10 protein-coding genes are annotated in these 19,934 nt (G+C 62.1%); 8 read left to right on the plus strand and 2 right to left on the minus strand.

Features of this window, described 5'->3' with window-relative positions; genetic code table 11:
* Nucleotides 1-24 precede the first annotated feature (24 nt).
* On the plus strand, nucleotides 25-12,771 hold the full coding sequence (locus AC3WTO_RS07300) for a LysM peptidoglycan-binding domain-containing protein (RefSeq protein WP_492459976.1): 12,747 nt from the start codon (nucleotides 25-27) through the stop codon (nucleotides 12,769-12,771).
* 19 nt (nucleotides 12,772-12,790) lie between these two features.
* Here AC3WTO_RS07300 and AC3WTO_RS07305 read toward each other — a convergent pair whose 3' ends face one another.
* Nucleotides 12,791-13,714 carry a LysR family transcriptional regulator gene (locus AC3WTO_RS07305; protein ID WP_492459977.1) on the minus strand — a complete coding sequence of 308 codons (924 nt, stop codon included), beginning with the start codon at nucleotides 13,712-13,714 and terminating at the stop codon, nucleotides 12,791-12,793.
* Nucleotides 13,715-13,761: 47 nt separating this feature from the next.
* Nucleotides 13,762-14,436, minus strand: a complete 675-nt coding sequence (locus AC3WTO_RS07310) for a L,D-transpeptidase (protein WP_492459978.1) — start codon at nucleotides 14,434-14,436, stop codon at nucleotides 13,762-13,764.
* A 188-nt stretch (nucleotides 14,437-14,624) separates the two neighbouring features.
* Here AC3WTO_RS07310 and AC3WTO_RS07315 point away from each other — a divergent pair, with 188 nt between their 5' ends.
* From AC3WTO_RS07315 to AC3WTO_RS07345, 7 genes are read left to right on the plus strand one after another with little or no spacing between them, the layout of a single operon-like run.
* On the plus strand, nucleotides 14,625-15,278 hold the full coding sequence (locus tag AC3WTO_RS07315) for a type III secretion protein (protein WP_492459979.1): 654 nt from the start codon (nucleotides 14,625-14,627) through the stop codon (nucleotides 15,276-15,278).
* Nucleotides 15,278-15,898: a hypothetical protein gene (locus AC3WTO_RS07320; protein ID WP_492459980.1), complete on the plus strand. Its 621-nt coding sequence runs from the start codon at nucleotides 15,278-15,280 to the stop codon at nucleotides 15,896-15,898. The genes AC3WTO_RS07315 and AC3WTO_RS07320 overlap by 1 nt, the downstream gene beginning before the upstream one ends.
* Nucleotides 15,899-15,923: 25 nt before the next feature.
* Nucleotides 15,924-16,724 (plus strand): type III secretion system inner membrane ring lipoprotein SctJ, encoded by an 801-nt coding sequence (gene sctJ, locus AC3WTO_RS07325; protein WP_492459981.1) that lies wholly within the window; start codon nucleotides 15,924-15,926, stop codon nucleotides 16,722-16,724.
* Nucleotides 16,721-17,344, plus strand: a complete 624-nt coding sequence (locus tag AC3WTO_RS07330; protein ID WP_492459982.1) for a SctK family type III secretion system sorting platform protein — start codon at nucleotides 16,721-16,723, stop codon at nucleotides 17,342-17,344. Before sctJ ends, AC3WTO_RS07330 begins: the two co-directional genes overlap by 4 nt.
* A 4-nt stretch (nucleotides 17,345-17,348) precedes the next feature.
* Nucleotides 17,349-17,960, plus strand: coding sequence for a type III secretion system stator protein SctL (gene sctL, locus AC3WTO_RS07335; RefSeq protein ID WP_492459983.1), 612 nt, complete (start codon nucleotides 17,349-17,351; stop codon nucleotides 17,958-17,960).
* A 41-nt stretch (nucleotides 17,961-18,001) separates the two neighbouring features.
* Nucleotides 18,002-19,297, plus strand: a complete 1,296-nt coding sequence (locus AC3WTO_RS07340; RefSeq protein WP_492460061.1) for a FliI/YscN family ATPase — start codon at nucleotides 18,002-18,004, stop codon at nucleotides 19,295-19,297.
* Nucleotides 19,294-19,776, plus strand: coding sequence for a hypothetical protein (locus AC3WTO_RS07345; RefSeq protein ID WP_492459984.1), 483 nt, complete (start codon nucleotides 19,294-19,296; stop codon nucleotides 19,774-19,776). The genes AC3WTO_RS07340 and AC3WTO_RS07345 overlap by 4 nt, the downstream gene beginning before the upstream one ends.
* Nucleotides 19,777-19,934 lie beyond the last annotated feature (158 nt).

A 19,934-nucleotide genomic window follows, 5' to 3' on the forward strand; every position in this document is an offset into this window, starting at 1 on the left:
AAGTGCATTGCGGAGGTCTTTCACGTGATTCGTCCGATAAAGCTGAATCCTGCCCCCAGGGTCGATCCCAAGGCCAATGCCGCGCAGATATCGCAGCTGGAAGCCCAGGCAGCCCAGCTCAGGGAACAGATCAGGCTTGCCAACAAAATGGGCGAGCGAGAATGGGCGGCAACGGCGCGCCAGGAGCTGGAGCAGGTCAACGGCCAGCTGAGCTCGCTGCAAGCGCAGGCCGCCACGCCGGTGACGGATGCGAGTGTTCCTGTCAACGGCACCAGCGCCAATCCGGCGGTCTACACGCAGACATCGGCCCCGGCCTTCGCTCCAGTCAAGCTGACCACCGGTGCGACCGACAAGGACAACGCCGCCGACCAGACCGCCCGCGAGATCGTCAAGGATGTGGAGAAGGGCAAAAGCATAGACAAGATCGCTGCTGATCGCGGCATGAAGCCCGAAGAAGTGATCGCGGCGATCGGAGCCGGCAAGAACCTGAAAGTCACCGACACCGCTCCAGCCCGCGACAACGACAATGTGCGTACAACCCAGATCACGGACACCAGCAACCCCGACAGCCACAGGACGGTGACGCTCTATCACAGCAAAGAGCACGACACCTCTTTCGCGTCTGTCCAGGAAGGATCGGCAGAGCCGACGAAGTCACCTGTAAGGGACAGCCAGGGCCGCACCCAGACGACGTCGCAAAAGCCGGAGACCGGAGCTGCGACCACCCGTTATGAAGACGACCTCGGCAACGGCACCGTCACAGAGCGGACCGTGCTGCCGAACGGCACGACCGTGGAGACGGTGACGCCGAAGGGCGGGCCTTCCATCCCGAAGGTCACCGTGACTGGGTCTGACGGGAAGAAAACCGAGCTAGGGGCTTCCCAACGTCCGGGAGGCGCGACCACCCAAAGCATCCAGAAGGACCTCGCCGACGGCAAGAGCATCGACCAGATTGCGCAAGACCGGCACTTGTCCAAGGATCAGGTGATCGCCGAGTTGCAGGCGGCTGGCTACCAGGTCACGAATACCGAGCCGCCGCGCGGCAATGGCGTCCAGACGGTCGAACTCAACAATCCTCATACCAAGGAAAAGACCGTCTACGTCCACAACCGCCAGTCCGACGAGCGGAAGGTGGTCACCACCAAGGGGGATATCGAGACCACCGTTGGCCGCGACGGCAACGGCAACACCACCAACATCACACGCAATATCAAGACAAACGAGAAGACCGAGATCGTTGTCGATGGGAAGACCGGAACCGAGGTCAAGACTGTCACCGACAAGGACAGCCGGGTCACCAAGACGACGACCGAAAAGATCAATGACGGCAAACCGGTAGACTACGAAGTTAAACCAGACGACAATCTGACCTGGATTGCCCAGCAGCACGGCGTGACCCTCGACGAGTTGAAGCGCACAAATCCGGAGCTGTTCGACAAGCGCAATCCGAACCTCATCAATCCCGGCGAGAAGATCCGAATCGAAAACGGCACGCGCACCACTGTCGAGGTGACTGCCAACGGCTATACGCTGACCACTGATCCGGAAGGCAAGGCAACGCTGAAGAACAACGCCACCGGCGTGACCTTCGATATCGAGGCCGGCACGGGGCAGCACGCGTTGGCCGAACTGCTGGTGTCGATCAATCCGTCAAGCTCGGACCCCGAGACCGCCAAGACCGACAAGGTCGTCAAAACCGCGCTGGAAGGTATCTTCGGCGGCGCGAGCCCGGAGCTTCTCAAGGAGGTAGAGGACAAGAAGGGCGCCGTGGCGGCGGCGTTGCAGAAATACGGCCCCGGCCGGCCGGTATCGCTAAAACTCGACGGTTCCACCACCTCGGTCGGCCCGTTCGGCGATCCGCCGAAGGAACCGACCAAGTCAGGCGGCCAATGGCAGGTCGCGATGGTGAACGGCAAGTGGCAATGGTTCGATCCGGAGATCACAAAGGCGATTGCTGCCGAAAACGAGGCGGTTTCCCGTCTCGGCGACGCGCAGGCGAAAGCCTCGCAGGCCCAGGCCCAGCTCGACGTCTACGCGCTCGATCCCGAATACAAGGACGGCGCCTTCATCAACGCCAAGAACAAGCTGAACAAAACCCTGGCGCCCTATGGCTTACAATTGAAAGCGCCGGAAGCGACGGGCACGCTCGAACAGGCGAAAGAACGGCTGGCTTTGGCCGACGCGGCGGCGAAAAGCGCCAGCACGGCCCGCAACGAGTATGCGCAGGCCCAGAAGGACATTCTCACCGCCACCGACAAGCAGAAGACGCTGCGGCAGATCAACGATCCCGAGGCTCCGGCGGCTGGAACCCTGGGCGGGCCAAGCGCCGAGCAGGTCAATCTGGAAACCAGAGCCGATCACGCCGAGGTCAATAACCTTTTCATCAGCGCAGCCTCGCATACCGCGCTGGGCAACAAGGCCACCGTCGATCAGATGATCAGCGCGACCGAGCTGCAGATGAAGCTGATCGGCGAGGCCGATCCGCGGTACAAGGGGTTCAAGGATCAACTCACAAGCCTGAAAGGCTTGCAAAGCGCGGCGGCCGGTCAGGTAACCCTGATCGAAGCCTACCAGCAGCTCGGAACCGCCCAGAAGGAGTTTTATGATCTCTCCAGCCGCCTGCAGCCTGTCAAGGACCAGCTGATCGGTCTGGCCTACCAGAGAAACCCGCATCATTTCGACGAGAAGGGCTATACCAACGGTGACAACGAGGCCACCGGCAAGCTCATCTCGCAGAAATTCGTCGAGGAAAATGGCCAGCTCTACATGGTCAATACCTACGAGAACGACGTCTTCCTCGATGAAAACAACAACGACACCAAGGTCCTGAAGGTCGCGCTGACGTTTTCGCTCGACAACAAGAACATCCGCGAGGATTTCCGCAACACCTCGCTCAACAAGCAGTGGCAGGAGATAATGGCCTCGTCGCGGCGGACTCCATCCGGAGCGCCGCTATGTGCGAGCGGCGGCACAGGCTCATATTCGGCGATCGAAAAGGCCAAGGAGAACCTCATCGGTGTTCAGATCGATCAGGCGAAAGCCGCGCTCCAGGACATAAAAGGCAAGCTTGCCGAGGCACAGACTGCGCTCGACAAGGCGCTCGAGGACCACAAGGGCGGCACGGTCGAGGTGCCTGCCGGTACCCTGCAGCCCGGTGAACAGCCGGTGCAGATTTCGGTCAACGGCCGTGACCTTTGGGTCGCGCCGGAGGTTGCAGCAGCCTACCAGGAGGTGGGGCCGAGCGCGATCGGCGACAGTGGCAAGGCAGTCCAGATCGTCATGGGCGGGCAGAAGCTGTGGGTTCATCCAGACGTTGCCGGCGCGGAAATCGATCGCAGCACGGCGCAGGAAAAGAAGGAGCAGTTGGAAAAATGGAACGCGGAGGTACGGCCAGTGATGGAAGCCGGCCGCGATTGGCTCGAGTTTTCAGCGCGCCATCCCAAGGTGATGCTCGATGATGGCATGGGCGAGCGTCAATCGAAGCTCAAATACAAGTTTTTCCAGGAAGAGCGGAACAAGGCACTCGCCGGCTATCAGGTCCAGTTCGAAAAACTCTATGGCGCCGGTTTCAAGGGCGAGTACGCAAGTTACAAGTCCGAAGGCGACCTCAAGAAGATTGTCGGCGACATACTCGGCCCTTCGAGCGAAGAGGTCGACGACGTCGTCGACGAAATTACCGATCAGGTCGGCGACAACGCCGACGTCAGATTGGTGCCAATCTTCGCACTCGACGGCGGTATGGAATCGCAAACCGCGCTGTTCCAGATCAAAAAGGACGGCAAGGACCGCGGCTATGTCGACAGCGCCGGCAAACATTACGACAGCTTCGATGAATTCCAGCACGAAAACCGCATATTCAGCGAGAACAGCAAGCTTGTCATGGCGAAGGGCGGCGACATGTCGCTTGGCGCCGATGGAAAATTCACGCTCGAGGATCTGGACATTGTCGACGGTCGCAAGGTCGATGCCGTTGACAAGGCTGTCGACATAGGGCTCGGCATCACGGCTGGCGTTTTCACGATCGTTTCGTTCATCCCCGGCCAGCAATGGGCAATCCCGATCGCGGTTGGGGCAGGCGCGGCTCTGGGCACCAAGACGTTGGCCAGCGAAATAGAGCACTGGTCGCAGGGAGGTGAATTCGACGAGCAGTCGTTCTGGAATGTCACCACCGCAGGCGTCTCGTTCCTGCCTGTCGGGGCCGGCGCCTTGCGCACATTCGGACTGGCGAAAGCCAGCCTGCCCATGGCTCAGGCCTTCAAGGGCGGGTTCGGTGTGTCACGCCTGAACGACAGCAGCCTTGGCATTGGTCAGTTCCGGATGAATTTTCCGAAATCATCCTATGCCGACAAAGTCTCCGACTTCCTGCAGGGTGGTAGCAAACTCAACGGTACGGCCTGGGGTTTCGATGCCGCCGGCGTCGTCTTTGGTGCGCCGCTGCTGATGAAGTCAGCGGAAGATCTGGCACTGCATGGCGGCGAAATGAGCTTTGCCGAACTCGCCAATGCCATTGTGGGACTCGGAACGGGTATCGTTGGAACCGGCATCGGTGGTCGTTCGCTGCTTCACAACATTCCGGGAGGCACCGGCCCCAAGGGCGCCGCCGACGGGGCTACCCCGGGTGATGTTCCGCCACCAGTGCCGCCTGCCGATGGAACCGGTTCGGCACCGAGACAGCGTCACGTCTATGAGGCCGGCGAGGACGGGGTGTACAGGCCGACCGGAAAATTCGTCACTCCAGATCCCAATGAAGTCGTCATTCAGGGCGAGGTGGTCAACGAAAGCACCACCAGATACGGCGCCCAGGATGGTTCTACCGAAGGCACCAAGCCGACGGGGCCGCGCGAGCTGCCGCCAGCAGAAGCCGAAGGGACCGGACGGCAGCCGGCGGGTGAGGGCGAGCCATCCACGCCGCCGATTGTCCACGCGGTGGACGGCGACGGCGCCGAGCAGGCCACTCCGATCGTCGTGCCCCCCGCGCCTCCGCGCAAGGCGATCGAAGGGCCATCGACCGACATTCACGAGGATGGCGCGCCCGCGCCGGGTGAACGCGGCGATCCCGAAGGCGTCAGCGACAGCCGCGGCAAGGATGCGCGTGAGCAGAACACGCGCGAACCCGCTGACAACGATCCGATCGTGGTTGCTCAGCCCAGGGCTGGAGTAACCAGCGATCGACTGGACGGTGGCCCGCTGCTTTGGGATCCAGTCAACAAGAAGTTCGTCGGAACTCCGCAGCAACAGGACACCGGCGCCTACAGCTACAGCAGCGGCAAGGATCAGGAGCAGAGCTACACGCATGGGGCACGCCCCTCGGATCCGGCGGTGCAGACCACTCCGGACGAGATCCTTGTCCAATCCGAAACGGAAACACGCGACGGCTTGAACCGTGAGACCACCGGGCGCCAGGGGCCTTCCGGCGTCAAGCCACAGGCAACCGAGACAAGCAACACGCCTCCCTTGATGCGTTATACCGTGAGCACGCGCGAAGGTGGCCAGGTGTTCGTCGATTTCAACCAACCCCTGGGGTCAAGGGTCGTCGCGGTGCCGGAACCCAAGGCGATCGGACCGGCGTCCAAGCCGACTGCCGAGCCGCTCGAAATCACCGACGGGAGACCGGTTCTGTTCTTTGGCGAGGACGGCAACTGGTCCACGGACCCCGCCACACGCAAAATGCCGTCGGAGACAACGGATACCGGGCATCCGCGCTCGGTCCGGGATGACGGCACGCCGATCGTCGACAGTTTCTCGTCAAATCCGTACAGCCTCGGACAGACATACAAGGCCTTTAAAGCCGGCCTCCGGCGCGCTGGCACGCGCTATCTGGGTCTCGGACCCCGTTACGACTATCCGAAACTCGGCGAGCTGGTCGACAGCATCTACCATCGCCCGGTTCCGAAAGAAGGCTTCAAAGCCGGACAAAAAATCTATGTCGAAGTCGATGGCGAGTATGTCAGTGCAACGGTCATCATCGCCGGTCCTCAGGCGAATTCGACCCGCGGTCCCGCCGCGCCGGGCGTGCACGCCACGGAGTCCGGCTATCTTGGCGACGGCTCGACTGTCGAACGCGCCAAGCGTGCTTCGATAACCACGCCCAATGGCCAGCTGCGGGTCAATACCCCGGCAGAGGAAGTTCATACATACAGCCCCAAAGACAATGCGGAGGTGAAGAACCGCTCCGCGCTGGGCGAAACGCTCGCGGGGGCCATGCCCGTCCCTCCGGCCGACGCGTCGGCGCCCGCGCTGACCTGGACTCCCGAACAGGCGAAACTCGTCCGCGACTACCTCGAGTCGGTCGAACGTTCGAGCGATCCGGTTGTTCGCGACACGGTCACCAGGGCCAGGGTGCAGTTCGGCGGCGAGGGGGGCATGCCCAAGGCTGGCTCGGAAATGACGCCGGCTCAATATCATTCGCTTCTCGAACTGCTCGCCGCCGACAAGGACAGCGTGCTCACCGGCTCCAAGCCGGAAGGCACGCTCTCGGCGAACGGTTTGACGACCCTGAAGGTGTTCAGCGCCCAGGGCAAGATGCCGGTCGAGCCGGGAACTGTTGCCCAGAAGCTTGGACTCGCCGCCGGCGAATCGCTGACAGCGGGGGCTTTGCCGGGAGAGGCGCAGTGGACCCAAGCCGGTCGCGGCATGGTTGGCGATTATCTGAAGGCTGCGGCAAGCTCGACCGATCCAGTCCTTGCCGGCGCCGCACAAGCCGCCGCGCCTCTGTTCAAGGGCCGCGGCACGAAGCCCGGCAAAGCGGTGACGCCCGAGCAGCAGGCCGCGCTAATGAAGGTTCTTGAGGCCGACAAGAACAGCAGCTGGGTGTACGGCCCGAAACTGCAGCCGGATTCCACCTACAGTCCCGCCGGCAAGCTCTCTCCGGAGGGCCGTTACAATGGGCAGGTTTTGTCCGGCCATGAGACCTGGACGCCTTACCTGTGGCGCCAGATGCAAAAATACGCCGCCAATCAGCAGAAGTCGGCCGACCCGGCAGTCCAGGCGCTGGCACGTTCGCTGGAGAATGCGCTGCCTGGCGAGAAGCCCAGGACCGGCACCGAAATCAACAGTGAGGTACCTGACTTGCTGGCCAAGCTGCTTGAGGCAGACAAGGCGAGCTCGTGGCGCGCGCCGTCATTCTTCACCGACGCGCAAGGCGTCTGGCGCGCCGACCGCGCCACGGTTTCCTGGTATATCCAGGAGCACGAGGCCAATGTCTGGGGTGGTTCCGAACTGGATGGCGTCGTCAACAACGCCATTGGCCTTGGCGGATCGGCGCTGGGCGTCAAGGTGCCGCTGCCCAGCAAGCAGGTCTATGGCGAGCTCAGCCTGAAGAACAACGGAACCGATGACGACGGCACCGGCTTCATCCTGCCGCTTCATCCGAACGACACGCTGGGCCATGAGCTCTTCAACCAGGGATATCGGCCAAACTTTACCCACGACGAATCGACCGGCGGCTGGGTCGCATCGGCTCCGATGCTGTCGAAGAACACCTATCAGAGCGAAAGCGCCTTTGGCGTGACGTTCTCGATCGCCGGGGTGTCGGTGAGTGGGTCTTACGTAAAGCGTTCGCTGTTGTATCTCGGCGCCGAGGGCGGCCGGCCGGGATATACCTATAGAGAGGCCGGGCCACTCAGCAAGCGGGCAGCGGAATTCTGGGAGGAGGCCTTGCGCGGTGGCGGCAGCCACTACAGCTCAGAGGGCAAAGTGCCTGGTTTCGAGGATCGCCTGCTGTTCCGGAATTTCGATGTCCTGCCGCCTTTCGGCGGGGGCAAGGAGCCATGGCGCAGCAGTCCCGCCTTCGAGGGTGTTCCTCGCGAGACGGGAGCCGGGCCGCTGAACCGGCTGAACCGCAATGACGGCGGCATAGGCTTCGCGGTAGGCTATAAATTCGTGCCGCTGACGACGGTGGAACTTGGCACGGTAAACAAGGCCGTGGTGCCGCATGAGCGCACGGCCCGCGCTCATCCCGATTCTTCCCAGGGCGCACAAAAGGTCTTCAACGCGCTGGCGGAGTCTGGCGGGCGGTTGACGCCGGAGGTGCTTCAGCATCTCGACACCTATCTCGTCGAGGTCCTGACGTCGCCGAACGAAAACTTCAGGAACGCTGGTCTGCGTCTCTTGATGGTCATGCCGGAACTGGGGGTGGCGCCGCCTCTCGACCCCTACGCTACATCTTCCGGCCGGCCGGAAGGCATGGGCCCGGCCGCCTGGAAGGCCGTACGGCAGCAGTTGGACCAGCAGGCCCGCGGTGAGCTGACACCGACACAGGCTCACTATCTGAACCAGTTGCTCGGGCAGGATGTGTTGAACAACGCAGCGCCGCCGGACGGTGGCGGGCAGCCGGCGCCGCAAGGTCCGGATGGGCCGGTGCTGCCGAACCCGGATGGGCGGCCAGCCTTGCCACCTGCATCGGAAGGGGGCACTCAGCCCCGCATGCCGGCGCCGCAGAGCAAACCCGGTACCGGCAACGGCCGGCCTTGGGGAGCATCCTCGGCCAAGCCGTTGACCCAGGCGGAAATCAGCGCCAATCAGCAGGAGGCATCGGCTCTGCTCGGTGACATGCTGCCTCAAAACATCGGCATGCGGGAAGTGACCAAGGCTGGTCTCGCTGATCAGTTTGCGCGCTCACCCACCTTGATGGATCTGTTGCGCGGCGCGCATGCCAACAACGTGCGCATCGTCAACCCTGCGCGAAACGAACTGCGTATATTCGATCCCGGCCTGGAAACCGATCTAACCGGTGTCGGGTCGCAATATGATGGTTCCGTGCAAGTGGTCTTTGTGGACGCTGAAACGTTCCGCACGTCGGGCGCCGACAGCGATACCGTACTTGCAGAATTTGTCGATCTGCTTGGCCATGAACTCCAGCATGCGAATGAACGGCCGATCGACCTCCAGCCACAGGATTTCGACAACGCGGCCGCCTACAGGGAAGCCTATGTCGGCGAGCATATGAAAAGCGAAGGCGAAGCGACGTTTGTCCAGTATGCCGCCGCGGATGAGCTCGCAGCCAACGGTGGCAACCCAGCCTCACTGTTGCGGGCCGATTGGAACGCTGAAACGGCGGACGTCTTTGCGCGCTACAATGCTGGCGAGATCACACGTACGCAGGCCATCAATGAGATGGCCAAGTTGCACCACGCAAAGAGCCCAAGCACGAGCGAAGGGACCTACGGACAGTATTATGGAGGGCACGCCGACACGATTTACCGGAATTACCAGGCGTCACACGGCGTCGAGGGGCTGAAGTCCGGCGCGCGCGTCCTTGCTGTCAGACACGGCAATCCCATTCCAGCCAACGCCGGTAACGTGCGTGTTACGTCCCTGTCCCCGCATGGGCGCGGCATAGCAGCACTGCGGCCAGGCAGGACATTCGACCGCATCCTCGTCGGCAGCGACGTCATTCCTGCCGATGCACCCGCGGATCAGATGATGGTTCCGCTTTCTGCCCTCTCCAACAAGCTCGAGCCCGGCGGCCAGATCCATCTCGATGGAATTGGCGATCCAACTGCGCTGCGTGAAGCGGTCGATCAAATCCCGGATCTGACGTTGACGCATGCGGCAAGCGACACCGCTCCCTATTTCCGCTTGACGAAAGTCGACCCTGGGCAGGCGAACCTGCCTTCATCGTCGGTGGCGGTACATGGTGGGCAACCGAGTGCTCCTGCGCCTGCCAACAACAGGGGTCGAACCATCGAGCTTACCGACAAGGACGGCCATGTCATCGTCGCCGCCATGCTCGGAACCGAACCGCGCGGGCCGGAACATGTCTACATTCCGCCAGTCGATGGGCCTCGTCAGGCCGCCGACGCGCCCGAAACCGCCGGCAAGACGCATATCCTGCTCTATGATTCCAACAGTGGCGAACCTGTCGTCATGCCTTGGTATCGCAGCGGCTCCGAGGAACATGTACCGGGAAGCTCCCGGCAGGAAGGTGTCCAGCCCACACAGGGTTCAGGAGATCCGACGCACGTTGTGCGCGGGAATGTCGGCCCCTATGTGTTCCGCGCCGACACGCGCGCCCCGGCGGAAATCCGAGCTGCACAAGGGTTTTCGCCCCAACCCCCAACCGGGATCTGGGTGAACAACACGCAAGGCATCTCGCTCAGCAACTATGTGCTTGGCAACACTCACGGCCGTTTCGTCGGCACCAGCCGATCGATCTCGGGCGCGAAGAGCTTCGTTGTCGAAGAATCCCGTGCGGCACATGAACAGGGCCATACCTATCTCTACGTGCTCAACCCCAACAGCCCGCGCCTGCACGTGCCGACGGAATTCGCGGTGATGGGCAGGCCGGTCGGCGAACGGATGGCCCGTGTCGACGAAATCGCAGTCGACGGCAACGTGCCATGGAGTGAGGTCTACGGCTGGCGCATGATGGATGCCGACGGCAATTTTGTTGGCGAATTCACGCCCAACCCGGATTTCATCGATCCCAGCACCGTTGCACCGAGACGTCCGCAGCTGATCCTGCGCACGGCAGACGAGTTCTGGGATGCAGGGTCACCAGCCGAGGTCACCGGTGCGCCGGTGAATGAGACAAACACGAGCCGAGCATTGCCGGTGACGAACGAGACGCCCGCGGTGGTCACTGCCGCCGATACGCTTTCGTCCCAGACATGGCCGCCAGCACTCTTTGGCGGCAGGGCTATCGTCGATCCCGCCAGCGGCCGGATCGTCAGCCTGGAGCTTCCTCCAAGTTATGCTGCCGAACCAGGTCACGCGGGATCCGTCTCTGCACCAACCGGCAAGCAGGTGAACGGGCTTTCGCCGCAGCAGATATCCGGGCTGACCGTTGCTCAATTGCATGCGATCAGACCGGAGCATATCGGCAAGCTGACACCGGAGCAGGTATCGGCGCTCACGCCGCAGCAGATCGCGCACTTGACCCTCGACCAACTGGCGGCACTGAAACCGAAACAGTTGCAGGCGCTGAGTGCCGAGCAACTGCAGGCGATCCGCCCGAGCAGGCTGGGAGTCATCGCGCCGGGCCGCATCACGGCATTCAAGCCGGAACAATTGGCGGCATTCTCGCCCGAACAGCTGGCTGCGCTCACCATCGAACAGGTGCGCAAGCTGACACCGGACCAGATCGCCAAACTCAGCGACGAACAGCGTAACGCATTCACTGCCGAGCAGTTCGCGGCATTCAGGCCGGCTCAGCTCAGTCATCTCAGTCCGTCGCAGGTCTTGGCGTTCAAACCTCAACTGGCCGACACGCGCAACCTGCCGCTGACGGGCAAGCTGTCGCGGGAAGACATCGCCACACTCACGCGCGAGCAGCTTGGTGCGTTGAGTGTGCAGCAGATCGAAGCGTTGACGCAAAAACAGGTGCTGGCGCTGACGCCGGAGCAGCTTGGGCAGCTGAGCGCTGGCCAATTGCGCAAATTCACGCCCGAACAATTCGCCTGGCTGACGACCGACCAGACCAACGCCCTGTCGGTTGCGCAACTGACGATTTATCGTTCGACGCACAAGGATGCCATGACACCCGAGCAGGCGGCTGGCCTCGCTGCCGCGCTGACCTATGCCCGTTTCATGGAAAATGACAGGCTGCTTACAGCTTTCGGGTCGCTGACAGGGACATCTTATGCCTACTGGCAAGCGATGCCGCCACATCTCGCGCCCTATTTTTCGGCAGGCGCCTTCACGATCCGCGGCGTCATCTTCACCGTGCAATCGGTGTTCCCGAACGCCACAGCGAACCACACGACATTGGGTCGCTGGTTCAACGGCATCAGCGGAGGATCGTATGTCCTCTCATCGCCAGGGACGACTGTACCGACCCTGGAAGGCACGGGTCCTTGGGCGAACTTCGTCGCCAACAGCACCTATGCGGTGGGCAATGTGATCTACGGCCCGAAGGGGATCGTGCAAGGGATCGCAGGCAGGCCGGTCTTCCGCATCGCAGGCGATCACATCGGCAACTTCGCCTTCGTGGTGGGGTCGGCGGCCTACGCATACCACACATGGGGTTCGCCATACGCGGCTCCCGCTGGCGTGGCTTTCGCCCTGGGCAGTGCGGAATTCTGGGCGTCCGCCATTCGTGCGGACAGGCTCAATCGCAAGCCGGTGCCCAGAACACCGGAAGAGATCAAGGCCCGCGAGAAGTCGGACAAGCGCTGGAGTATTGCCGATCGCCTTGCTCTCGGCCTGGCCTTCGGCGCCGGCATGCTGGTGTTTGCCTGGGATACGGTGGATGAATTGCTGCTGGGGTCTGACAAGGGGCCGAGCACCGACCCGGTCAAGCCGGTCGACAATCCGGGTGTGGACGGCACGCCGCCAGACGACGGTGCCGATAAGCCGGTCCCGGAACCGACAGAGCCGCCGGATGCCCTGCCGCAGCTTGTCGTTCTCGCCGACAACGGCTTGAAACTGCGTACCGACCCCGACGGTAACTCTACGGTCGTGACCGTCCTGCGGCCTGGCAGCTTCGTCGAACAAACGGAGAAGCCGTCGACCGACGGAGCAGGGAAGGTCTGGCTGCCGGTCGAGGGCCGCGGGCCTGATGGCGACATGCACAAAGGTTGGGTTGCGGCAGACCTCGTCAGGTCACATCCCGACGGGAGCAGCAATTCCGACGGTCGCACCAATCCCGAGCTGGAACAGAACGGCTATCGCTGGGTGGAAGTGAAGGATGGCGAAAGCATCCGGCTCATCGCCACCGCCAATTCGACTGACGTGGCCGACACGGTGGTTCTCAACATGGATCACATCCTGAGCCCGGACGTCATCTTTGCCGGTGACCGCATCTATCTGCCCACCATCGCGGTGGGCTGATGGACGCCGGGGAGGCGACTTACTGGGTTCGCGTCCTGCCGACGCGAACCGCATAGGAGTGTGCGGTGCAGGCGGCCAGTTGGGCTGCCTGCTCCGCCAGAGGATTGGATGGCTCCGACGAGTAGGACGCCGTGAACAGCAGTTCGGAAGGGTGCCATTCACACTCGACGATGCGCAGGTTGCCCGTCATCGTTTGCTCCAGGACCACGTCGTGCGGCAATGAGGCGATGCCAATGCCGCTGCTCGCCATCTTGAGCGCTGCCGCGATCGAATTGGCCGGGAATATGCGTGGCATTTCATCGAGATCGCGGCTGAACTTGCGGTAAAGCTCAGTGTAGGGACGGGTGGTCCGCGCATAGCTGATGACTGGGAAACGCGTCAGTTCGCGCAAGGTCAGCTGGCGGCCTTTCGGCAGATCCAGATCAGGCGCGCAGACCCAGACGAGCGGGAAGGCGGGCATTTCGATGTTTTCGATCGCATATTCCGAGACCGGCCCCATCAGGAAAGCCAGGTCAATACGGTGCGACATCAACTCGCTGCGCAGGGTTGCCGACGAGTCGACGATGATATCCGCATCGACGAGCGGGCAATTCGCCTGCAACTGCTTGAGGAAATCCGGCAGCCAGGTGTGGACGATGGTCTCGGAGACCCCGAGCCGCAGCACACCGGAAGTTTCCGACAGGGACTTGGCGGTCAGTTGCAGACGTTCCGCCACTTTCAGGACGCTCTGAGCGGAAGGAAGCAACTGCTGGCCCTGAGCGGTCAGGCGCACGTTACTTGCTTGGCGCTCGAACAGCTTGGCCCCGAGAGCCTCTTCCAAGCCGGCGATACGCGTCGAGACAGCCGGCTGTGTCGTGTTCAGACGTTCGGCCGCCTTGCGAAAACTGCCGAAGGCAGCAACCAAAAGGAACGTTTCTAATTGCTTGATATTAAAAGGGATCATTGCACTCGATAATCGTTTGTTGACGCTGAAAAGGTTTTGGCGAGGCCTTATTGCCTCACAATAACGTGCGCGCCGACCTGCACGCGAGCGTAGAGATCGATGACATCTTCATTGGTCAGGCGAATGCAGCCTGAGGAATTTGCCTTGCCCACGGTCCAAGGTTGGTTGGTACCATGGATCCGGTAAAGTGTATTGCCGATATACAAGGCTCTCGCGCCGAGCGGATTGTCGGGACCACCGGCGACATGGGCCGGCAGTGATCTGCCGCTTGCTGCGACCCGGCTCCGCATCTCTTGCGGCGGCCGCCAGTCGGGCCACTCCTTCTTGTCCGAAATCTTGGCGCGACCCGCCCATTCGAAGCCTTCCTTGCCGACGCCGATGGCGTAACGCAGCGCCTTGCCTTTGCCGAGGACGTAGTAGAGACGCCGCTCGTTCGTGTTGACAATGATGGTGCCTGTGGGTTGCGCTTCGCCGAAATCGACTACCCGCTTCGGAATGGGTGACCAGGACGGCGGCGCCTCTTGATCATCGGCGGGAGCACTCATCTGGTCGAGCGCGGAGGGGGGAATGACCGCGTTGGTGGTTTCGTCATAACTCCAGCTGCGCGGATCATAGCTGGAAGTGCTCTCGGCACCGGCGGAGACAGCCGTGACCAGCAGGGCAGTGAGCAGCGCGGGCAGGCCCAATCGCATCATCGTCGAGACATTCCCCAGCAGTCGCATCGTTATCCCGCGATCCGCGATTTAGCCGCACCATATCGTTTTCACGGACGCATGCAACATTTGGAACTTATTGTAAAAACACGATCCAATTGGACTTCCAATATCACCATGTGCGCGATAGAGTGAATCGGCGGGTGAATTTGCATGGGTCGGATCAGCGGGGCGCTGGTCCCTTCTCGGTAGGATCAATGTTGACAGGACGTGCTTCCTGCATTTTCGACCGGCGGTCTTTCCCCGCAGCCACTTTCAGGTTGGCCGGCGCTGCTGGCCTGTTCGTCCTCGGCATCGCGTTTGCAGCAGCGGCGGCCGAACCGCGCTGGCCCGATGGTCCGTACAAATACATCACCGTCGACCAGTCTGTGCGCGACGCGCTGGTCGAGCTTGGCCGCAATATGGGTGTCACCGTGCGGGTCAGCGACCAGGTCAAGGGGCGCCTGAGCGGCACCATGCCGGTTGGTACCGCAAAGACCTTTCTCGATGAGCTCTGCAATCGCTACGGCCTGGTCTGGCACTATGACGGGCTGGTCCTGAATGTGGCGACCGACGCCGAGGTCCGCAACGAGACAGTTCCGCTCGACGCCAACACGGCAGCCGACGCAGAGGAAAAACTCAACCGGCTTGGCGTTGTCGATCCGCGCTTTACGTTGAAGGTCTCGCAACAGGACGATGTCGTGCAGGTGGCCGGGCCGCCATCCTACATCGAGCTGGTCAAGAAGACGCTCGGCATCTCCACCAAGCAGAACACGCAAAAGCTTGTGCCGGTTCGGGTTTTCCGAGGCAGGCAGGCGGAATCCCAGATCGTTCCCGCCGAAAAACTGAAACAGGGTCAGGAGGCACGCTGATGCAAGTCGCACCAATCGGAGCCCTGGAAGCGGCGTTGTCGAATATGTCCAGTGGCATGGCCCTCCAGCAGCAGGCGGTGGCAGCAACCGCCACGCAACCCGGAAATGGTTCGAATGCCGCTGATCCGAAATCCCAGGTCGTGAAAGCGAAGAAGCCTGAACAGGCTGAAGCCGCGACCAACGCCAGCCAACAGGTGGCACAAGACACAACACGGAGTTCGGCATCGACGGCTGCGCAACGGCACCAACTGGACACGATCGACGCAACCAGCGAGCACAAGCTGTTCGAATACCTGACACAGGTCGAGAAATCGGGAGGAGGGCAGGGATCCGATCCCTCCACTCTCCTGGGCTCCGCCGTGAAGTCGCTGGAAGGCACGATGCAGAAAGTGCAGGCGGCCCTCAAGGATGCCGGCGTCAAGACCGATGCCGGGGTGGCACGCACGCATGAGGCCGCGGGCAACACAGACGGGACGGAAACGGCTTCGTCGGCGGAGAGCGCCGAACGGCTGCTCGACCGCTCGATTTCGGTGATGTGGGCCGCGGCCAACCTTGAGGTGGTGACCAGCAGCGTCACCGCCGTCACGTCGTCCACAAGCACTCTCATCAAGCAGCAATAGGCATTTCGCAGTGATGGGGAAGCAGATGTCGTCACTGTTGCGTCAGGTTGCGCCGCTTCGATGGCTGCGCGCATTACTGGCCGTCTCGGTCTTGCTCGTGCTGCAGGCCTGTTCGGCCGAACTCTATTCCGGCCTCAACCAGCGGCAGGCCAACGAGATTGTCGCCACGCTGATCCGCCACGGCATTCCAGCCCAGCGCGAGGCGGGCAAGGACGGAACCATGACCGTGTTCGTCGACAAGGATCGGTTTGCCGAGGCCATGGCGATCCTCGACGAAAGCGGCCTGCCCAAGCAGGAATTCCAGACACTCGGCGACGTCTTCAAGCGCAGCGGCATCGTCTCGTCGCCAGCCGAAGAGCGCGCAACCATGATCTATGGCCTCAGCCAGGAGCTCTCGCGCACCATCTCCGAAATCGATGGCGTGCTGTCGGCACGTGTGCATCTGGTGTTGCCCGAAAACGATCCGCTGAAGCAGGGGCTGGTGCCGTCGTCGGCGTCGGTTTTCATCCGTCACCGGGCTTCCGTTCCGATGAACGACTTGATCCCGCAGGTGAAGATGCTTGTCGCCAAGGGCGTCGCCGGGCTGACCTATGACAATGTTTCCGTGACACTGATGCCGGTCGCGGCAACGCTCGAACCAACCGGGGAGACTGGCTTTATCTCGTTCATGGGCCTGTGGCTGCATCCAGACAGCGTGGCCGCGGCACAGTGGCTGATTTACGGGCTGGTTGCGTTCATCGCGGTTCTTGGCGGCTGGCTCGCCTATCTGCGCTGGTATCGGCGACCGAGCGTCTATGCACTTGGCGTGCCGGCAAAGAAGGCATGACAGCCTTGAGCGCGCAAGAGGACGCCGTCCGGTCGGACTGGCAGCAATTCTGGTCGAACCCCGCTGGTTATGCAGAAGCCGGCTGGTTGTCGGAATGCTTTGACGGAGAGATCGGCTTCGAGGCATGCGAGCGCCTTCTGGGAACGCCGCGAATGCAGCCGCGACTTTCGAAACTGCTGCTTGAACGCCACGAACTCGACACCAGGGTTCTGTCGCGGCTACCGCCGCCGATCGATCAGCGCATTGCGCTCGCCTCTGGCGATGCGCTTGAAAAACTCGCCCTTCGTGCCGGCGCCATCTATTGGGCAAACAGTCTGGCCGCGGTCATCGACGGGCGTCAGGCCACTGCCATTCAGGCGGCCCTTGGCCCTGAACTTTGTGCGCTTGCCGTGGCGAACCGGGAAATCTCCGGTCCCGTCAAACCGCTGGAGCCACTGGATGGTCTGAGCGGCAGGATCTTCGCCGATGGTTTGAGTTGTCTCGAATCCTGGCTGCAGGATGTTTCGCCACAACTCGCCACGCGGGTGCGGCTGAAGCTCGCGAACCGGCTGCCCGGCTTGGGCGATGCTAGGCAAGTCGCGGAACTCGGCGCGCGCATTCTGCGCCGCGCCATGGAGTAACGAGATGGCAGCAAGCGCGGACACTCCACTGCCCAGGCCTCGTGCACGCATATTGCGTGCCGACGAGGTCCGTGTCTGGCAGGACGGCTATGCGTTTGTCGAACAGGCCAAGGCGGAGGCCAGAAAGCTGAACGACAATGCCAAGCGCGCCTACGCCGGCGAATATGCGCAAGGTTACAAGGATGGCAAGGCGCGTGGCGATGCGGATGCCGCACAGCTGGTCGTCGACACATCCGTCAAGGTCGACCGCTATCTGGCAGGTATCGAGGCAGAAGTGGCCGGTCTTGCGCTTGATGTCGTGCGCCGCGTGCTCGGCCAGTTCGAAGTCGGCACACTGGTCGCCACGGCGGCCAGGCAAGCGATTTCGGAAGTCCGGCGCGCCAAATATCTGAAGTTTCGGGTGCATCCGCGCAATGTCGACCGGCTCCGCGATGAACTGGACACTCTGCTGCGGGAAAGCGACCTTGGCATGTCGGTGGAAATCGACGCCGACGATACGCTGGCGCTGGAAGCGTGCGTCCTATCCACGGACATGGCCGTGATCGATGCCGGCATCGAAGCGCAGCTTGAGGCGATGGCGGCCGCGATGGTCGCCAAGGCACGGGGGACCTCGTGACCGCAGGACGCTCAGCCATCGAGGATCGCTTGGCTTCGATCATGCCCGGTTTGCGCTCCGGGTTGAGCGAGGATGCAAGCCGACCGAAAAAGGGACGTGTGCAACGCGTCGTCGGCACCGTCATCCATGCCAGTGTCGAGGAAGCCAGGATCGGCGAGATCTGTGAACTGGTCGACAGGCGCAACGGCCGGAGCATGAAGGCAGAAGTGGTTGGCCTGCTGGAAGACGCAGCGATCCTGGTGCCGCTTGGTGATTTGACCGGCCTGTCCGGCCTGACCGAGGTGGTTCCCACCCGCAAGGACCAACAGGTGCCAGTAGGTCCCGGCCTGCTGGGCAGGGTCATCGACGCCTTTGGCGAACCGCTCGACGGCAAGCCGCTGGCGCTGGAAGACGCCTACCCCATCCACGCCTTTCCACCGTCTCCGCTGCAGCGTCGGCTGATCTCCGAACCCATCCAGCTTGGGATTCGTGCCATCGACGGCATGTTGACCTGTGCCAGGGGCCAGCGTGTCGGTATCTTCGGCGAGCCTGGCGTTGGCAAATCGATCCTGTTGTCCAACATCGTTACCGCCAGCGATGCTGACGTCGCCGTTGTTGCTCTCGTCGGTGAGCGCGGCCGCGAGGTTCGTGAATTCGTCGAACGGCAGCTCGGAGCGGAAGGACTGGCGCGCGCGGTCATCGTCGTGGCGACCTCCGACCGTCCTGCCATCGAACGCGTCAAGGCTGCCTATGTCGCCACCACGATCGCCGAATACTTCCGTGACCAGGGCAAACACGTATTGCTCGCCATGGACAATATCACCCGCTTTGCACGCGCTCAGCGCGAGATCGGCCTGGCTTCCGGCGAGCCGCCAACGCGCCGCGGTTTTCCGTCGTCGCTGTTTGCCGCGCTACCGCGCCTGCTCGAGCGATCTGGCCCTGGTGCTGTTGGCTCCATCACCGGTCTCTACAGTGTCCTTCTCGAAGGCGATGGTACTTTCGACCCTGTGGCCGAGGAAGTACAGGCGCTGCTCGACGGTCATATCTTCCTGTCCAACCAGCTTGCACAACGCAATCACTTCCCCGCGGTCGATGTGCTGCGCAGCCGCAGCCGCCTGATGGAAACGGTCGCCCCCGGTCAACAGCGGGCGGACGCAGGGCGATTGCGCCAGCTGATGGCGCGGTATGCCGACATCGAACTGCTCGTCCAGGTCGGCGAATACAAGACCGGCAGTGACGCGTTGGCTGACGAAGCCATGACCAAGATCGACGCCATCAACGCCTTCCTGCGGCAGGCGTCCGATGAAAGCGAAAGCATGGAGGCGACACGCCAGCACATGAGGGAGATCGCCGGGTGAAGAACAACCAGATGATCGTCCGATTGCGCACACTCAGGCAACGCCGGGAAGAGAATGCCCGCAAAATCGTCGCCGAACATCAGGTGCGTGTCAGCGAGGCACAACATGCGGTTGAGAGAACATCACAGATGCTTGCTGAACATGTGCAGCGCACGGTCGACGAACAGAACGCGGCGGTTTCGAGCCTTGCCGATCGCATCGTGAAGGCTGCGGAACTGCATTTGGCACAAAGCCGGTATGAAGCGTCATTCGCCAAATCCGGGCAGATCAAGGCGCAGGGCGAGGCTGCGGTCCTTGTCCAGAAGCAGCGCGAAGACCAACTGACGACAGCGCAGCAACGGCATCTGCAGAGCCGCAAAGCCCTGACAAAGCTTGAAAAGCTGGCAGATCGCCTTGAGCGGCGCGCAACCATCCGCGGCACCGCTGTGGCAGAACTCATCGATGATGAACGCCGCCCACACACCTCGCACAAACAATGATGTTCGATGATCGTCCAGGTGGCAATTCGATGCCTCGATCGCTGAAATCTGCGAAAGTGGAAGCGCGGCACAAGCCGGCTCGGCGAAGTCTCCGCACGCCTGCGGCTGCCAAGGCACCGGAACTGGAAGTGATCCCGTCGGATCGCGTCATGGCCTTG

The sequence above is a fragment of the Mesorhizobium sp. EU05-FHT14A09 genome (genome assembly GCF_058790995.1).

Bases quoted from the DNA above. Each gene is read 5' to 3' on its own strand.
- AC3WTO_RS07305 (WP_492459977.1), bottom strand. From the start codon at position 13,714: ATGATCCCTTTTAATATCAAGCAATTAGAAACGTTCCTTTTGGTTGCT.
- AC3WTO_RS07310 (WP_492459978.1), bottom strand. From the start codon at position 14,436: ATGCGACTGCTGGGGAATGTCTCGACGATGATGCGATTGGGCCTGCCC.
- AC3WTO_RS07315 (WP_492459979.1), top strand. From the start codon at position 14,625: ATGTTGACAGGACGTGCTTCCTGCATTTTCGACCGGCGGTCTTTCCCC.
- AC3WTO_RS07320 (WP_492459980.1), top strand. From the start codon at position 15,278: ATGCAAGTCGCACCAATCGGAGCCCTGGAAGCGGCGTTGTCGAATATG.
- sctJ (WP_492459981.1), top strand. From the start codon at position 15,924: ATGTCGTCACTGTTGCGTCAGGTTGCGCCGCTTCGATGGCTGCGCGCA.
- AC3WTO_RS07330 (WP_492459982.1), top strand. From the start codon at position 16,721: ATGACAGCCTTGAGCGCGCAAGAGGACGCCGTCCGGTCGGACTGGCAG.
- sctL (WP_492459983.1), top strand. From the start codon at position 17,349: ATGGCAGCAAGCGCGGACACTCCACTGCCCAGGCCTCGTGCACGCATA.
- AC3WTO_RS07340 (WP_492460061.1), top strand. From the start codon at position 18,002: ATGCCCGGTTTGCGCTCCGGGTTGAGCGAGGATGCAAGCCGACCGAAA.